Source organism: Streptomyces sp. HUAS MG56 (assembly GCF_058673395.1).
Window position 1 is genome coordinate 7,153,563 of sequence record NZ_CM178722.1, and the last position, 16,728, is coordinate 7,170,290.

11 protein-coding genes are annotated in these 16,728 nt (G+C 71.4%); 8 read left to right on the forward strand and 3 right to left on the reverse strand.

The genetic code is table 11. From position 1 onward, the window contains the following. Positions 1-132: 132 nt before the first annotated feature. Together AC4OXY_RS33780 and AC4OXY_RS33785 are read left to right on the forward strand one after the other, a co-directional pair. Positions 133-1,581: an aldehyde dehydrogenase family protein gene (locus AC4OXY_RS33780; RefSeq protein ID WP_356024446.1), complete on the forward strand. Its 1,449-nt coding sequence runs from the start codon at positions 133-135 to the stop codon at positions 1,579-1,581. Positions 1,582-1,809: 228 nt separating this feature from the next. Beyond that, positions 1,810-3,177 carry a S53 family peptidase gene (locus AC4OXY_RS33785; protein WP_362821940.1) on the forward strand — a complete coding sequence of 456 codons (1,368 nt, stop codon included), beginning with the start codon at positions 1,810-1,812 and terminating at the stop codon, positions 3,175-3,177. An 85-nt stretch (positions 3,178-3,262) separates the two neighbouring features. Here the strand turns inward: AC4OXY_RS33785 and AC4OXY_RS33790 are convergent, their stop codons facing one another. Then, positions 3,263-6,106 (reverse strand): glycoside hydrolase family 3 C-terminal domain-containing protein, encoded by a 2,844-nt coding sequence (locus AC4OXY_RS33790; RefSeq protein WP_491991558.1) that lies wholly within the window; start codon positions 6,104-6,106, stop codon positions 3,263-3,265. A gap of 255 nt (positions 6,107-6,361) precedes the next feature. On the opposite strand from AC4OXY_RS33790, the gene AC4OXY_RS33795 reads away from it, so the two are divergent. From AC4OXY_RS33795 to AC4OXY_RS33820, 6 genes are all read left to right on the forward strand, one after another. After that, on the forward strand, positions 6,362-8,071 hold the full coding sequence (locus tag AC4OXY_RS33795; RefSeq protein WP_491991559.1) for an extracellular solute-binding protein: 1,710 nt from the start codon (positions 6,362-6,364) through the stop codon (positions 8,069-8,071). 117 nt (positions 8,072-8,188) lie between these two features. Then, positions 8,189-9,160, forward strand: a complete 972-nt coding sequence (locus tag AC4OXY_RS33800; protein WP_491994674.1) for an ABC transporter permease — start codon at positions 8,189-8,191, stop codon at positions 9,158-9,160. Beyond that, the gene (locus AC4OXY_RS33805) at positions 9,157-10,101 is read left to right on the forward strand and encodes a carbohydrate ABC transporter permease (protein WP_356024434.1); all 945 of its coding nucleotides are present in this window, start codon (positions 9,157-9,159) and stop codon (positions 10,099-10,101) included. Before AC4OXY_RS33800 ends, AC4OXY_RS33805 begins: the two co-directional genes overlap by 4 nt. Positions 10,102-10,265: 164 nt before the next feature. Next, a complete protein-coding gene (locus tag AC4OXY_RS33810) occupies positions 10,266-10,481 on the forward strand; it encodes a hypothetical protein (RefSeq protein WP_402066918.1) in 216 nt (71 codons plus the stop codon). Next, positions 10,478-12,676, forward strand: coding sequence for a glycosyl hydrolase family 95 catalytic domain-containing protein (locus tag AC4OXY_RS33815; RefSeq protein WP_491991560.1), 2,199 nt, complete (start codon positions 10,478-10,480; stop codon positions 12,674-12,676). Before AC4OXY_RS33810 ends, AC4OXY_RS33815 begins: the two co-directional genes overlap by 4 nt. 44 nt (positions 12,677-12,720) lie before the next feature. Continuing rightward, the gene (locus tag AC4OXY_RS33820) at positions 12,721-13,434 is read left to right on the forward strand and encodes a glycoside hydrolase family 12 protein (RefSeq protein ID WP_376289207.1); all 714 of its coding nucleotides are present in this window, start codon (positions 12,721-12,723) and stop codon (positions 13,432-13,434) included. 50 nt (positions 13,435-13,484) lie between these two features. On the opposite strand, the gene AC4OXY_RS33825 is transcribed toward AC4OXY_RS33820, so the two are convergent. After that, positions 13,485-15,548 carry a glycoside hydrolase family 31 protein gene (locus AC4OXY_RS33825; protein WP_376289205.1) on the reverse strand — a complete coding sequence of 688 codons (2,064 nt, stop codon included), beginning with the start codon at positions 15,546-15,548 and terminating at the stop codon, positions 13,485-13,487. 75 nt (positions 15,549-15,623) lie between these two features. After that, positions 15,624-16,637, reverse strand: coding sequence for a LacI family DNA-binding transcriptional regulator (locus AC4OXY_RS33830; protein WP_356024423.1), 1,014 nt, complete (start codon positions 16,635-16,637; stop codon positions 15,624-15,626). Positions 16,638-16,728 lie beyond the last annotated feature (91 nt).

Genomic DNA, 16,728 nt, shown 5'->3' on the forward strand with positions numbered 1-16,728 from the left:
CTCACCTCGCCAATACGGCGTACCCACCGCCCCGACTGCTACGAGTCGGACAAGCGACCGCCGGCCGCCCCAGCCCTACCGTGGAGCACGAAAGCAGCACACCTCCAACGCGGAAGGGCCGGGACTCGCACTATGACTTCCACCCACGCCTTCTGGCTCGCCGGCCGCCAGGTCACCGGCGAGGACACCCTCGACGTCACCTCCCCGTGGGACGGCCGGCTCGTCGGCAAGGTCGCCGTGCCGAGCGACGCCCAGGTCGAGGAGGCCGTGGCCGCCGCGTACGCCGTGCGGGACGAGTTCGCCGCCACCCCGGCCCACGTGCGCGCCGCCGCCCTCGACCACGTCAGCAAGCGGCTGGCCGAGCGCACCGAGGAGATCGCCCAGCTGATCTCCGCCGAGAACGGCAAGCCCATCAAGTGGGCCCGAGGGGAAGTCGGCCGTGCCGTCTCCGTGTTCCGGTTCGCGGCCGAGGAGGCCCGGCGGTTCAACGGCGGCGAGGCCCAGCGGCTCGACACCGACGCCGGCGGCCAGGGCCGCCTCGCGCTGACCCGCCGCTTCCCGAAGGGCGTCGTGCTCGGCATCGCGCCGTTCAACTTCCCGCTGAACCTGTGCGCCCACAAGATCGCCCCGGCGATCGCGGCCGGTGCGCCGATCATCCTGAAGCCGGCGCCCGCCACCCCGCTCTCCGGCCTGCTCATCGGTGACCTGCTCGCCGAGACCGAGGGCCTGCCGGCCGGTTCGTGGTCGATCCTGCCGGTCGCCAACGACAAGATGCCCGCCCTCGTCCAGGACGAGCGCCTGCCGGTCATCTCCTTCACCGGCTCCGAGAAGGTCGGCTACGCGATCATGGACTCGGTGCCGCGCAAGCACTGCACGCTGGAGCTGGGCGGCAACGGCGCCGCGGTCGTCCTCGGCGACTACGCCTCCGACGCCGACCTGGACTGGGCCGCGACCCGCATCGCGACCTTCTCCAACTACCAGGGCGGCCAGTCCTGCATCTCCGTGCAGCGCGTGATCGCCGACGCGTCGGTCTACGACCGGCTGCTGCCGCGTATCGTCGCCGCCGTCGAGGCGCAGAACACCGGTGACCCGAGCGACGCCGCGACCGACGTCGGCCCGCTGGTCAGCGAGGACGCGGCCAAGCGTGTCGAGTCCTGGGTGGCGGAGGCGGTCGAGGCCGGTGCCCAGCTGCTCACCGGCGGCAAGCGCGACGGCGCCGCCTACGCGCCGACCGTGCTCACCGACCTCCCGGCCGGCACCACCCTCGCCCGCGAGGAGGTCTTCGGACCGGTCCTCAGCGTGCAGAAGGTGGACGGCGAGGCCGAGGCGTTCGCTGCGGTCAACGACTCCAAGTACGGCCTCCAGGCGGGCGTGTTCACCCGTGACCTCCAGGCCGCCTTCCGCGCCCACCGCGCCCTTGAGGTCGGCGGCGTGGTGATCGGCGACGTCCCGTCCTACCGCGCCGACCAGATGCCGTACGGCGGCGCCAAGCAGTCCGGCGTGGGCCGCGAGGGCGTCAGGTTCGCGATGGAGGACTACACATACGAGCGCGTGCTGGTCCTCACCGGTCTCGCGCTCTGACCTGCCACGGACAGGTCGGACTGGACGGCCGCGGCCCACTGTGCGGGGGTCGCGGCCGTTCGCGTGCGCGGGGAACGGCCGTTCGTGTTCCCGCTGAATGATGTGCTCCGGTAAAGGATTTGGCATAAGCGGGTCAATTATCTTGTTCTGTGCATGACTCGCCCGTGGGGTTCCGTGTCGACTTAGGCGACCGATCTACGTCCGACTTCGGACCACTCAGGGGAACACATGCACATAGCCCGTACCGGGCGCGGCCTCGCCGCCACCGCCGCCACCGCCGCACTGGTCGCCGCAGGCCTGGCGACCGTCTCCTCGGCCGGCGCCACCGCCGCCGCGCCCGCCGGCGTACCGCACACCTTCGCGCAGCCGGCCATCGCGGGGCACACCCTCGCTCGCGACGTCGCGAGCCCCCTCCCCATCGCGCAGTGCCAGGCCAAGTGGCACATCAACTGCTACAACCCGCTCCAGTACAGAACCGCGTACAACCTCAACGCGCTGTACAAGAAGGGCATCACGGGCAAGGGGCGCACGATCGTCATCGTGGACTCGTTCGGCTCGCCGACGATCCAGCACGATCTCGACGTGTACAGCAAGCAGTTCGGGATGAAGAGCGCCAAGGTCAACGTGGTCAAGTGGGGCAAGGTGCCCCCGTTCGACCCGAAGAACTCCGACATGACCGGCTGGGCCGGCGAGACCACGCTCGACGTGGAGATGGCGCACGCCGTCGCGCCGGACGCCAGGATCGTGCTGGTGGAGACGGCCGTCGCCGAGACCGAGGGCACCACCGGTCTGCCGGAGATGATGGACGCCGAGAAGTACATGATCGACCACGGGGTCGGCGACGTCATCAGCCAGAGCTTCGGCGCCACCGAGAACACCTTCCCGGGCTTCGACAAGGGCGACTTCTCCAGCATCAAGAAGCTGCGGTACGCCTTCGAGGACGCCGCCCGCAAGCACGTGACCGTCCTCGCCTCCTCCGGCGACGGCGGCGCGACCGACGCCACCGCGGACGGCAAGGGCTACTACAAGTACCGCGTCAACTCCTGGCCCTCCTCGGACCCGTTGGTGACCTCCATCGGCGGTACCCAGCTCCACCTGAACGACAAGGGCACGCGCGTCAAGCCGGACAGCGTCTACAACGACAACGGCGCGGGCGGCGGCGGCCAGTCGCACGTGTTCACCCGCCCGGCCTTCCAGAACGGCGTGCGGAACGTCGTCGGCACCCGCCGCGGCACCCCGGACATCTCGATGGCCGCCGCGGTCAACGGCGGTGCCTGGACCTACTCCAGCTACGACCCGACCGCCACCGGCTGGGACGTCGCGGGCGGCACCAGCGAGGCGAGCCCCCTGTTCTCGGGCATCGTCGCCCTCGCCGACCAGGCGGGCGGCCACCGCGTGGGCGACATCAACCAGGCCCTCTACACCCTCATGGGTCGCAAGGGCTCCGGCGTCGTCGACGTCAACGACGGCACCGACAACAGCTACCAGGGCGTCAAGGGCTACAAGGCCGTCGACGGCTACGACATGGCCACGGGTGTGGGCACGCTGAACGCCCTGACCTTCGTGCCGGCCCTCGCGCGCGCGAGCCGCGGCTGACGTTCGTCCTGAGCAGGTGAAGGGGCCCGGCACCGCTGCCTTTCGGTGCCGGGCCCCTTCACTGTCGTCGGTCTCCTCCGGACCCTCAGCCGGAGAAGCCGACGTGCGCGAGCCGCAGCGGGCCGCGCAGCCTGAGACGGACGTCGTGCACGCCCTCGGCGACGAGCCCGGCGCCGAGCGTGGTGTAGGCGTACGGGCCGTCGGTGGGGGTGTCGAGCCGCAGGGCCGCGAGCACCGGGCCGCCGTCCAGGGAGAGTTCCAGGACGCCCTCGCCCGCGAGCTGTGCGGTCACCTCGGTCGCGCCCGGGCCGAAGTCGCAGGCACGGTAGACCAGTTCGGCCGTCCCGCCGTGCGCCGCGGTCACCGCGTCGCCCGCCGTCCGGGTCCGGTCCACGATCGCGATGCCCGACTGCTCGTCGAAGTCCGCGCCCGCGAGGCCTCGCCGGACCACCGGACGCGGGGCCGGCGGGGCGCCGTCCACGTGCACGGTCGTGCGCAGCCGGATGTCCTCGCTGGACGCGCCGACCAGCAGGTCGTACGGCCCGGTCTCCAGGCGCGGGCCGCCGAGCGCCACGTCCCAGAACTCCAGCGCGGACAGCGGCACTTCGAAGGTCACCTCGGCCCGCTCGCCGGGCGCGAGACCGAGCCGGCGGTGGGCCAGCAGCTGTCGGCGCGGGCGGGGCACCGACGGGTCCGCGGCCCGCCCGTAGAGCTGGACCACCTCGTCCGCCGCCCGGTCCCCGGTGTTCGTCACCGTGCAGCGGACGCGGAGCGCGCCGCCCGCGACAGTCGCCGCGAGATCGCCGTAGCCGAAGGACGCGTACGACAGGCCGTGGCCGAAGGGGAACAGCGGGAGGCCGTCGAAGTAGAGGTAGGTCTGGCGTCCGCCGATCACGTCGTAGTCCAGCAGGTCGGGCAGGTCGGCGTCGGCGGCGTACCAGGTCTGCGGGAGCCGGCCCGCCGGGGAGACGTCGCCGGCCAGGACGCGGGCCAGGGCGGTGCCCGCCGCCTGGCCGCCGTGCGCGGTCCACACGACGGCCGGGAGCCGCGCCACGTCGACCGCGTACGGGTAGGCCGAGGTCAGGACGAGTATCGTGCGCGGGTTCGCGGCGCGGGCCGCGTGCAGCAACCGCCGCTGGTGTGCGGGCAGTTCGAGGGTCGTACGGTCCTCGGTCTCGCGGCCGTTGACGTGCGGGTCGTTGCCCGCGACCACGAGCACCACCTCCGCCTGCTCGGCCGCCCGGACCACGGCCTCCTCGCCCCGCTCGACCGTGATCACCTCGAAGACGTCGCCGGAGCCCTCGGCGTCGGCAACCTTCACGCCGTCGGCGGCGACCTGGACATGGCGACCCGTGCCCAGATGCCTGAGGAGGTGACCGTTGTGGTGCGGTTCGAGGCGGAACGTCTCCTGGACCACCCAACCGCCCGGCTGGTCGGCGGAGGCGCGGACGTAGCCGTCGTCGGCCACCGACAGATACCGGCCGTCCGGCGCGCGCAGGGTCAGCACGCCCTCACCCCAGTCCACCAGCGCGAACTCGGTGCCGGCCGGGTCCGTGGTGAGCGGCGGCAGATCGGTGCGGCCGGCCAGCAGCGCCGGGTCGAGGGCGCCCTCGGCGCCCCGCGCCTCGGCCGGCGCGTCCGTGGGCGCCACGTGCAGGAACGCCCCGGCGGCGGTGCGCAGCCGGACCCGGTCCACGCCCTCGGCGAACTCCACGCGCGCGGCGCCGAACCGCTCGTACAGGCCCTCCAGCGGGGTGGAGCGGTGCAGGAGGCTGCCGCTGTACCAGTCCAGCTTGCACTCGTCGGCGAGCAGGCCGACCACCGCGATCCGGGTGTCGGGCGCGAGCGGCAGCAGGTCCTCGTCGTTCTTCAGCAGCACGACCGCCTGCTCGGCGGCCTCCCGCGCGAGCTCCCGGTGCGCCGGGGTGTCGAACTCGCCGGTGCCCGCGTGCGGGTCGTACGCCGGGTCGAACTCGCCGAGCCGGAAGCGCACGGAGAGCTGGCGGCGCACGGCGGTGTCGATGTCCGCCTCGGTCAACAGGCCCTTCTCATAAGCCCTTTCGAGGCGTCCGGTGATCTGCGAGCCGTCCGTGCCGTGGTCGGTGAAGCTGTCCACGCCGGCCAGCAGGGCGGCCGCGACGGCCTCCTCGTGGGTGTCGAAGTAGTGCTCGGCGTCGACCAGGTTGGAGGGTGCGCCCGCGTCCGAGCAGACCAGCAGCTCCTCCTCGGTCCAGGTGCGCAGGGGGTCGCGCAGATACGGGGAGACGTGGTTGGGGCGGCCGTTGACCAGGTTGTACGCGGGCATCACCCCGGCCACCGCGCCCGCCTCGACCGTCTCGCGGAAGGCGCGCAGATCGTACTCGTGCAGCACACGCGGGCGGACGGAGGCGGAACAGGTGGCCCGGTCCGTCTCGTTGTTGTGGGCCAGCCAGTGCTTCAGGACCGGTGCGGTGCGCCAGTACAGCGGATGGCCGCCGCGCAGGCCCTGCGTGTACGCCGTGGCGATCGCCGAGGTCAGCTTCGGGTCCTCGGAGTAGCCCTCCTCGTTGCGGCCCCACAGCGGGTGGCGCAGCAGATTGACCGTCGGCGCCCAGACGTTGAGGCCGACCCGCTCGTCCCGCGCCCGCATCGCGCGGACCTCCCGGGACACCGCCTCGCCGACCCGCCGCACCAGCTCCGGGTTCCAGGTCGCGCCGAGCCCGACGGCCTGCGGGAACACCGTCGCCGGGCCCATCCAGGCAACCCCGTGCAGTGCCTCCTGGCCGGTGCGGAACGCGGCGATGCCGAGGCGCTCGACGGCCGGCGCGAACTGGTGCAGGAAGGAGATCTTCTCGGCCAGGGTGAGCCGCGCCAGCAGATCGTCGATGCGCTTCGCGAAGGGCAGATGCGGATCGCGGAACGGCGGTGCGGACGGCGGGTCAACGGTCACGGGCGGTTCCCCTTGCGAATGGAGCGGCGAGATGCTTTCGAAGCGCTTCGATGCTCGGACGGGAGAGGCCGGGGTGTCAAGGTGCCGTGTCTGATCAACACTCGTATACGGCCAAGTCTGCAAGGGGTGTTGGCGCTCGGGCAAGGGCCCGGCGCATCGCGGAAATCTTGGGAGCGACCCTTGTGCGCCCCCATGTGTTCACTTAACCTCGCAGCAACATCGAAGCGCTTCGACTGACCTCGAAGGATTGATGCAATGACGCCGAACGCCGCCTCCGCCTCCTCCGCGCACGGCCGGAGAGAATCTCCCAGCCGGCGGAGCTTCCTCGCCTCCACCGCGGTCGCCGCCGCGGCGGTCGCCGGAGGCATGCCGCTGCTCAGCGCCTGCGGGGCGTCGGACAGCGGGTCCGGCGGCGGCACCTCCGGCGGCAAGGGCGACCGGAAACTGCTGCCCACCTACGTCGCGAACACTGTGGTGACCCCGGACATCCCCGCGAAGAACGGCTCGGCGATCGGCTTCACCGGCAAGACCGACCTGGCGGCCCTGAAGACCTCGGTGCCCAAGAAGCTCGGCAAGGGCGGCAAGGTCACGATCATGTCGCCGTTCTGGGGCTCCCCGCCCAAGGGCGACAACGCCTACTACCGGGCGATGAACGACATGACCGGCGTCGACGTCGTCTGGCAGAACCAGGACGGCAACACCTACGACCAGAAGCTCGGCGCCGTCCTCGCCTCCAGCGACGTCCCCGACGTCGTGGTCGTCCCGAGCTGGAACATGGGCGGCAAGATACCCACCGCCATCATCAACAAGTTCGCCGACCTCGGCCCCTACCTCTCCGGCGACAAGGTCAAGGACTACCCGAACCTCGCCGCGATCCCGACCGACGCCTGGCGGCGCTGCATCATCGGCGGCAAACTGCGCGGCCTGCCGCAGCCCGCCCCGTACGTCACCGGCATCGTGCCCCTCTACCGCAAGGACATCTTCGACAAGCAGGGCTATCAAGTACCCCGCTCGGCGGACGAGTTCACGGCCCTGTGCAAGGAGATCACCAACGCCAGGGCCAAGCGCTGGGCGTGCACGGACATGAAGTGGACCGCGTTCCAGATGTTCGGCGTGCTCTCCGGCAGCGAGAAGCCGCTCGGCTGGAACCTCGTCGACGGAAAGATGATCAACCGCATCGAGACCGAGGAGTACCTCGAAGCGCTGGAGTGGACCCGCAAGCTCTTCGCCGCCGGATACGTCCACCCCGACTCCCTGATGGGCAAGAACGCCCCCGACCCGGGCCCCAAGTTCGCGGCCGGCGAGTTCCTGATCTACCCCAACAACATCAGCCAGTGGTGGAGCCGCACCGCCGAACAGGCCGCCCAGAACCCGTCGTACAGGATCTGGGGCATGGACATCTTCGGCCACGACGGCGGCGATCCGCACCTGTGGGCCGAACAACCCGCCGGCATCTTCGCCTTCGTCAACAAGAAGGCCTCGGAGTCCGTGATCCGCGACGCGCTGGCCGTCGCCGACGTCACCGCCGCGCCGTACGGCACCAAGGAGTACATGGCCACCAACTACGGTGTCCAGGGCGCCGATTACACGGTCAGGAACGGCGTTCCCGTCAAGACCACCCAGGGCAACAACGAGGTGCTCAACGCCTACGTCATGGTCGCGAGCCCCGCCGCCACCATCGCCCACCCCGACTTCCCCGACGTCGCCAAGGCCCAGGTCGAGTGGCAGCAGCGGATGGGCGCCTTCACCAGGAAGTCCAGCTTCTACGGCCAGATGATCACCGAGCCGTCCCGCTACACCGACCTCGGCAACGACTTCGAGCAGCTGGAGGACGACATCACCCGCGGCCGCAAGAAGATCAGCGACATGCAGCAGGCCGTCTCCGACTGGAAGAGCAAGGGCGGGGACAAGCTGCGCGACTGGTACAAGAAGCTGCTCGACGAGAACGGCACGGCGGCCGGCTGAGACGAGGCACGAGGCGAGGAGACGGCCGTGTCCCACAGCACGGAGCCTCGGAGCAGGGCCGGGGCGGACGACAGCGCGGGCAGGACCCGCGAGGAGGCGGTGGACGGGGAGGAGGCGGTGGACGGGAAGAGGAAAGCGAGCGGGAAGAGGACGGTGAGCGGGAAGCCGAGCCTGCGCCGCAGATTCGGACGCGACTGCGTCCTGCTGCTGATGACACTGCCCGCGGTCCTGCTGATCCTGGTCTTCAACTACCTGCCGGTCCTCGGCAACATCGTCGCCTTCCAGGACTACAACCCCTACGTCAGCGACAACGGCATCGTCTCGATGCTGCACAGCGCCTGGGTGAGTCTCGACAACTTCCGGCAGATCTTCGCGGACTCGGCCTTCTGGAGCGCCGTCAAGAACACCCTGGTCCTGTTCGTCCTCCAGCTCGTGCTGTTCTTCCCGGTGCCGATCCTGCTCGCGCTGCTCATCAACAGTGTGGTCAGACCGCGCGTGAGAGCCTTCGCCCAGGCCGTGCTCTACCTCCCGCACTTCTTCTCGTGGGTGCTGGTCATCGCCGTCTTCCAGCAGCTCTTCGGCGGCGCGGGCGTGTTGTCGCAGCTGCTGCGCCGGCACGGCTACAACGGGCTGGACATCATGACCAACCCGTCCACCTTCAAGTTCCTCGTCACGGCCGAGGGGATCTGGAAGGACGCGGGCTGGGGAATCATCATCTTCCTCGCCGCGCTGGCCTCGGTCAGCCCCGATCTGTACGAGGCCGCGGCGATGGACGGCGCCGGCCGCCGGCGCCGTATGTGGCACGTCACGCTGCCCGCACTGCGACCGGTGATCGCACTGCTGCTGGTGCTGCGGGTCGGCGACGCCCTGACCGTCGGCTTCGAGCAGATCCTGCTGCAACGCGACGCCGTCGGACCCGGCGCGGCGGAGGTCCTCGACACCTTCGTCTGGTGGAACGGCGTCCGCAACCAGGACTTCGGCTACGCGGCCGCCGCCGGTCTGATCAAGGGCGTGGTCAGCCTCGGCCTGGTCCTCGCCGCGAACAAGGTGGCCCATCTCATGGGCGAGCAGGGGGTGTACAAGAAGTGACCGCCGTCATCGACAGCCCGCCCGTCCCGGAGCGGCCGCCGTCCCGCTGGGCAGCGCCGCCCCGCCCGGTGTGGGAGGAGGAACCGGGCAGGGCCGGTCTCGCCGGCAAGGGCCTGGTCCTGACCCTGGCCTGCCTCGGCATCCTCTTCCCGCTCTGGATCGTGATCGTCACCAGCCTGTCGTCCCGCAGGACGATCGACCGGGCGGGCGGACTGGTGATCATCCCGAAGGGCGTCACGTTCGTCGCGTACAAGGAACTGCTGAGCGGCGGCCAGGTCACCCGGGCCGCGGTCATCAGCGTCCTGGTCACGCTGGTCGGCACGCTGTTCTCGATGGCCGTGTCGGTCCTGTGCGCCTACGGCCTCTCGCGCATCGGCACCCTCGGGCACCGCTGGCTCCTCATGTTCCTGCTGGCCACGATGTTCTTCAGCGCGGGCCTGATCCCGACGTACCTGCTGGTCCAGTCCCTGGGTCTGATGAACAGCTACCTGGCCCTCATCCTCCCGAGCGCGGTGAGCGTCTTCAACATCCTTGTCCTGCGCGGGTTCTTCATGGGCATCTCCCAGGAGCTGATCGACAGCGCGCGCATCGACGGGGCCGGGGACTTCCGGATCCTGTGGCAGATCGTCATGCCCCTGTCGCGCGCGGTCCTCGCCGTCATCACCCTCTTCTACGCGGTGGGCTACTGGAGCGCCTGGTTCAACGCGTCCCTGTACCTCAACGACCAGGACAAGATGCCGCTCCAGAACGTCATGATCCAGCTGGTGCAGAAGCAGCAGGCCCCGGTGGGGCTGGGGCAGGCCATCAAGACGGGCGAACTGTCCGGGCTGGCCGTACAGATGGCCGTGATGGTCATGGCCCTGCTGCCGGTGACGGTCCTGTCGCCGTTCGTCCAGAAGCACTTCAAGAAGGGGATGCTGACGGGAGCGGTCAAGGGGTGACCCGAGCCTTCAGGCGCTCACCTGCCCGGCCTGCGGAGTCGTGCCTCCCCCAGTGCCTAAAGGGCCTGGGAGGTGCCCCCAGGGCGGCACCCCGCGAGCGCGGGCGAGCGACCCCACCCCCGCCCGGCGGCAACTCCGTCCACCCACGCCCTCAGAGGTCCCCCATGCCCACCCCCACCCGCAGAACCGTCCTCACCGGCACCGCGGCCACCGCGGCCCTCCTCACCCTTCCCGCCAGAGCCACCGCGGCCGAAGCCGCCGCCGAAACCACCCCCGAGGCCTCGCGGAGCTACCGCTGGCGCAACGCGGTGACCGGCGGGGAGCCGGTCACCGGGTCCGTCACCCTCGACCGGTACGGAGTGGCGGTGCTGCGGCCATGAGCGACGCATCCGCACCCGCACCCGTGCACGGGACCTGGGAGCCCGCCCCGGCGGAGCGCTGGGAGGACGCCTTCCTGAGCGGGAACGGCCGGCACGGCATCCTTGTGTTCGGTGATCCGAACGACGAACGGGTCATCGTCACCCAGCACACCCTGGTCCGGCCGAACGGCGGCGAACACGCCCGCCCGCCCCGGCTCGCCGATCAACTCGGCGCGCTCCAGGACCGGTTGCTCGACGGAGACCTCACCGCCGCAGAGAGCTTCACCGACGGCCGCCCGCTCCAGTGGGTCCAGCCCTTCCACCCCGCCTTCCAGATACGGCTCGGCAGACCCGGCGACAGCCGGAGCGGATACCGGCGGACCGCCGACTTCACCACCGGCGAGGTCACCGCCGTCTGCGCCGACTTCCGCAGCCGGGCGTTCGTCTCCCGCGCGGACGACGTGATCGTGCACGAGATCGCGGCGGGCGACCTCGACATCCGCCTCGACCACCGGCTGCCCGGCGCCCCGGCCGGGCTCCGGGTCGGCCACGGCGCCCTGCTCACTCCCGAGGGCGCCCTGCTGAGCCTGCGCGCCCGCTACCCCGGCGGCGACCGCGCCTACACCGGCGTGACCCTCGTCGTCGCCGGCGGCGCCGAACTCCAGCCGCCGGGCGTCCGCGTCACCGGCGCCCGTCCGGTGCTGCTGCTCACCCGCGTCCTGCGGCACACCGGCGAGGCCGACGTCGTCGCCGAGGCCGGGCTGCTCCGGAACATGGTGTCCGGCACCGAGCGGCCGTACGAGGAACTGCTCGCCCGGCACCTGGAGTCGCACCGCACCGCCTACCGGCGGGTCGGCCTCGACCTCGGCGCCGACCCCGCCGAGCGCGCACTGCCCGGCTCGGAGCTGCTGCGGCGCCCCGGCAGCCCCGCCCTGCTGGAACGGCTCTTCGCCGCCGGCCGCTATCACCTGCTCTCCAGCAGCGGCCTGCTGCCGCCCCGGCTCACCGGCCTGTGGACCGGCGACTGGGACACCGCCTGGTCCGGGGCGTTCACCACCAACGCCAACCTCAACCTCCAGACCGCCTCCGCACCGGCCGCGGCCCTCCCCGAAGTGACCGACGCGCTCGCGGAACTGATCCACCGCCAGCTCGACGACTGGCACGAGAACGCCCGCGCGATCTTCGGCGCCCGGGGCGTGGTCGCGCCCACCCACACCGACGGCGAGTCGGGGCGGACGTACCACTTCGACCGCGCGTACCCCCACCAGCTGTGGACGGCCGGTGCCGACTGGCTGCTCAAGCCGCTCGTCGACCACGACGAGACCCGGGGCGAGCGGGATCCGCGCACGGGCGCCGTCCTCGCCGAGGTCGCCGCCTTCTACGAGGACTTCCTCACCCGCACCGACGCGCACGGCCGGCTCGTCGTCGTGCCCTCCTACTCGCCCGAGAACCGGCCCGCGAACGCGAGCTGGGGCGCCCTCAACGCCGCCATGGATCTGTCCGCCGCCCGGCACGCCCTGCTCACCGCCGCCCGCTACCACCCCGAACGGGCAGCGAAGTGGCGCGAGTTGGCGGAGCGGTTGCCGCCGCACCGGGTCAACTCCGACGGCGCGCTCGCCGAATGGGCCTGGCCCGGTCTGGACGACACCTACGACCACCGGCACCTCAGTCACCTCTACGGCGTCTGGCCGCTCGACGAGATCAATCCCTACGACACCCCCGGCCTGGCCGCCGCCGCCCACCGCGCCCTCGCCCTGCGCGGCGCCGAGAACCACTCGGCGCACGGCCATCTGCACCACGCCCTGACCGCGGCACGGCTGCGGGACGCCGGCCGGGCCGAGGACGCCCTGCGCGAGGTCCTCGGCGGCGATTTCTTCCACGCCTCGCTGATGAGCGCCCACTACACCGACCGGGACGTCTACAACGCGGACGCCGCGCACACCCTGCCCGGCGTCCTGATCGAGATGCTCGTCCAGTCCACCCCCGGCCGGCTGGTCCTGCTGCCCGCCGTCCCGGACAGCTGCCCGGCCGGCGAACTCCGGGGCGTGCGCACCCGGTTCGGTGCCGAACTCGACCTCGGCTGGGCTCCGGGGCGTGCCACGGTCACCCTCCGGCCGAGCCGCACCGCCCGCATCGACCTGCGGACTCCCTCCGGCGCACAGCCGCTCGACCTCGTCGCCGGAGAAGACCGCGTCCTCACCCTGGGGACGTGGTGACTCCCCGCACATCCCCCCACCCATGGAACGGAAGGGACGCCACCATGGCACTGCGCACGCTCAGCAAGGCCGCCACGGCGCTCATCGCCCCCGCCCTGGCCCTCGGCGCCACCGTCGGCCTCGCCGCCGCGCCCGCCTCCGCCGCCGTCTGGTCCTCCTGCGACCAGTGGGGCAGCACCACGCTGAACGGCTACACCCTCTACAACGACATCTGGGGCTCCGGCGCCGGCACCCAGTGCATCTGGGCCAACTCCGGCACCAACTGGGGCGTCAACGCCAACCACCCGAACACCGGCGGCATCAAGTCCTACCCCAACGCCAACAAGGTGATCAACAAGTCGGTCAGCTCCCTGGCCTCGCTCACCAGCAGCTACAACGTCACCGTCCCGTCGTCCGGCGCCTACGAGACGGCGTACGACATCTGGGACACGAACCACAAGTACGAGATCATGCTCTGGGTCAACAAGACCGGCGCCGTCGGCCCGCTCGGCACCTCGCAGGGCAGTGTCACCCTCGGCGGCTCCACCTGGACCGCCTACAAGGGCAACAACGGATCCAACGACGTGTTCTCCTTCGTCCGCAGCTCCAACTCCAGCTCCGGTTCGGTCAACATCCTGCCGATCCTGAAGTGGATCAAGGACACCAAGGGCTGGTTCGGCGACGTGACCATCGGTGACCTCCAGTTCGGCTTCGAGATCACCTCCTCGGCCGGCGGGCTGAACTTCACCGTCAACAGCGAGAGCGTCAGCAGCAGCTGAGCCACCCGGCGGTGCAGGGGGCCGGTCCCGCACGGGACCGGCCCCCGGTCTCATCCGGCGATCGGGAGTACCGCGCCGTCCCGCAGGAACAGCGGGATGCGGTCCAGCGGCGCGTCCACCGTCACCGCCGTACCGCCCGCGTACGCGGTGCCCGTCCAGGCGTCCGTCCAGGTCGCCCCGGCCGGCAGGTACGCCGTGCGGGCCCTGGCGCCCGCCGTCAGCACCGGGGCGACGAGGAGGTCGCGGCCGAAGAGGTAGGAGTCGTCCACCGACCAGGCCGTCCGGTCCTCGGGGAACTCCAGGAAGAGCGGGCGCAGCACGGGCAGGCCCTGCTCGTGGGCCTCCCGCATGACCTTGAGGATGTACGGCCTCAGGCGCTCGCGCAGGCGCAGACAGCGCTCCAGGATCGCGCCCGCCTCCTCGCCGTACGACCACACCTCGTTGGGGCCGCCCGTCATCTCCGGGCCGAGCGGCATACCGGGGTCGCGGAAGCCGTGCAGCCGCATCAGCGGGGACAGCGTGCCGAACTGGAACCAGCGGACCATCACCTCGCGGTACGCCGGGTCGTCCGGGTCGCCCCCGTGGAAGCCGCCGATGTCGGTGTTCCACCACGGGATCCCGGACAGCGCGGTGTTGAGCCCGGCCGCGATCTGCCGCCGCAGGGTCGCGAAGTCGGTGCCGATGTCACCGGACCACAGGGCCGCGCCGTGCCGCTGGCTGCCCGCCCACACCGAGCGGTTGAGCGAGATCACCTCGTCGTCGCCGAGTCCGGCCGCGAGCAGCCCCTCGTGGAAGGCGCGGGCGTTCTCGCGCGGGTACAGGTTGCCGACCTCCAGGCCCGGACCCGCCCAGTAGCGCAGGTTCTCGGGGAAGCCGGGCTTCAGCTCGGGCTCGCACGCGTCCAGCCAGAACGCCGTGATGCCGTACGGGATCAGGTAGTTGTCCCGGATCCTCGACCACACGAACGCGCGGGCCTCGGGGTTCGTGGCGTCGTAGAACGCCACCTGGACGGGGGTGGCGACCTCCTTGTCCGGCCAGTCGGCGTGCGCCACGGGGCCGTACTGCGTACCGATGAAGTAGCCGCGCTGCTCCATCAGCTGGTGGTTCTCCGAGAGCGGGGACACCGACGGCCACACGGACACGACCAGCTTGATGCCCAGCTCGTCCAGCTCGCGGACCATGGCGGCCGGGTCGGGCCACTCCTTCGGGTCGAACTTCCACTCGCCGAGGTGCGTCCAGTGGAAGAAGTCGCACACGATCGCCGAGATCGGCAGGCCCCGGCGCTTGTACTCCCGGGCCACGCCGAGGAGTTCGTCCTGGGTGCGGTAGCGCAGCTTGCACTGCCAGAAGCCCGCCGCCCAGTCGGGCAGCATGGGCGTACGGCCCGTCACCGCGCTGTAGGCGCGCTGGCCGTCGGCCGGGGTGCCCGCCGTGATCCAGTAGTCGATCTGCCGGGCCGAGTCCGCGACCCAGCGGGTGCCGTTGCCCGCCAGCTCCACGCGGCCGATCGCCGGGTTGTTCCACAGCAGTGTGTAGCCCCGGCTGGACACCAGCACCGGGACGCTCACCTCGCTGTTGCGCTGGACCAGGTCCAGCACCAGGCCCTTCTGGTCCAGCCGCCCGTGCTGGTGCTGGCCGAGGCCGTACAGCTTCTCGTCCTCGTAGGCGGCGAAGCGCTGCTCCAGACGGTGGTGGCCGTTGCCGACCGCCGTGTAGAGGCGCGGGCCGGGCCACCAGAAGTGCGCCCGCTCCTCGGCGAGCAGCTCGCCGCCGTCGTCGGTGCGCAGGAAGCGGAGCATGCCCTCGGCGCTCACCTCGACGGTCAGTGAGCCGACCGTCAGCCTGCCTCCCGCCGCACCGACCGCGATCGTCGCCTCGGCGGCCGGCGGGGAGTCGAGGAGCGCCCCCGGCAGCCCCTCCAGCACCGGACCGCCGAGCCGGGCGCGCACCCGGACCGCGTCCGGACCCCACGGCTCGATCCGCACCGTCTCCTGACGGCCGCTCCACTCCAGCGCCCCCTCCCGCACCTGGAGGCGGCCGACGGTGGGGGCGGACTGGGCGAGGCTGACCTTGGGCTGCGCGAGGGCGGGCTGAGTACCGGCAGGCTGGTTCACGGCGGCTCCTGAGGTGAGGAGTGCAGACAGGGACGCAGGCAGGGGGGTGCCCGGGAAGGGCACCGTCGGTGCAGGTCAGGACGCGGCCGACGCCGGTCCCGTACTCGCCCGCTCGGTCAGCTCGGGAGCCAGCAGGACGACGCCGTCGCCGCCGCGCCCGTCCAGCTTGGCCACCAGGTGCTCCACGGCGCGCCGGCCCATCTCCTGCGCGGGGATGGCGACCGAGGTCAGCCGCACCGAGGCCTGCACGGCGACCTGGTCGGGGCAGATCGCGACCACGGAGACGTCCTCGGGCACGGCCCGGCCCTGCTGGCGCAGCAGCGCGAGCAGCGGCTCCACCGCCGACTCGTTCTGCACCACGAACCCGGTCGTGCCCGGACGCTCGTCGAAGATCCGGGCCAGGGTGAGGGCCATCGCGTCGTACCCGCCCTCGCACGGGCGGTGCAGCACCCGCACGCCCGCCTCGCGGGCCCGGGCGCGCAGTCCGTCGAGGGTGCGCTCGGCGAAGCCGGTGTGCCGCTCGTAGACGGCCGGGGCCTCGCCGATGACAGCGATGTCACGGTGACCGAGCCCCGCCAGATGCGCCACGCACAGCGCGCCGGTCGCCGTCCAGTCCAGGTCCACGCAGGTCAGACCGTCCGTGTCGGCGGGCAGCCCGATCAGGACCGAGGGCTGGTCGGTCCCCCGCAGCAGCGGCAGCCGCTCGTCCTCCAGCTCGACGTCCATCAGGATCATCGCGTCGGCGAGCCCGCTGCCGGTGACCCGGCGCACCGCGTCCGGACCCTCCTCGCCGGTGAGCAGCAGGACGTCGTAGCCGTGTGTGCGGGCCGTGGTGGCCACCGCGATGGCGATCTCCATCATCACCGGCACGTACATGTCGGTGCGCAGCGGGATCATCAGCGCGATGATGTTCGACCGGTTGCTCGCCAGCGCCCGGGCGCCGGCGTTCGGGTGGTAGCCCAGCTCCCGGATGCTCTCCTCGACCCGCTGCCGGGTGGTCGCGGAGATGGACCGCTTGCCGCTGAGAACATAACTCACCGTGCTCGCCGACACTCCGGCATGCTGGGCGACCTCGGCGAGGGTGACCATCCGGCTCTCCAAGCTATGTGAAGCGCTTCGACAGAGCGCGTGACCGACTAGAGTGAGTGAGGGTGAGATCGACACTAGCTTCAGCCGGGGT

What these genes read in the sequence shown, in the direction of transcription:
- AC4OXY_RS33785 (WP_362821940.1), top strand. Translation starts at nt 1,810, where the DNA reads ATGCACATAGCCCGTACCGGGCGCGGCCTCGCCGCCACCGCCGCCACC.
- AC4OXY_RS33795 (WP_491991559.1), top strand. Translation starts at nt 6,362, where the DNA reads ATGACGCCGAACGCCGCCTCCGCCTCCTCCGCGCACGGCCGGAGAGAA.
- AC4OXY_RS33830 (WP_356024423.1), bottom strand. Translation starts at nt 16,637, where the DNA reads ATGGTCACCCTCGCCGAGGTCGCCCAGCATGCCGGAGTGTCGGCGAGC.
- AC4OXY_RS33810 (WP_402066918.1), top strand. Translation starts at nt 10,266, where the DNA reads ATGCCCACCCCCACCCGCAGAACCGTCCTCACCGGCACCGCGGCCACC.
- AC4OXY_RS33780 (WP_356024446.1), top strand. Translation starts at nt 133, where the DNA reads ATGACTTCCACCCACGCCTTCTGGCTCGCCGGCCGCCAGGTCACCGGC.
- AC4OXY_RS33815 (WP_491991560.1), top strand. Translation starts at nt 10,478, where the DNA reads ATGAGCGACGCATCCGCACCCGCACCCGTGCACGGGACCTGGGAGCCC.
- AC4OXY_RS33820 (WP_376289207.1), top strand. Translation starts at nt 12,721, where the DNA reads ATGGCACTGCGCACGCTCAGCAAGGCCGCCACGGCGCTCATCGCCCCC.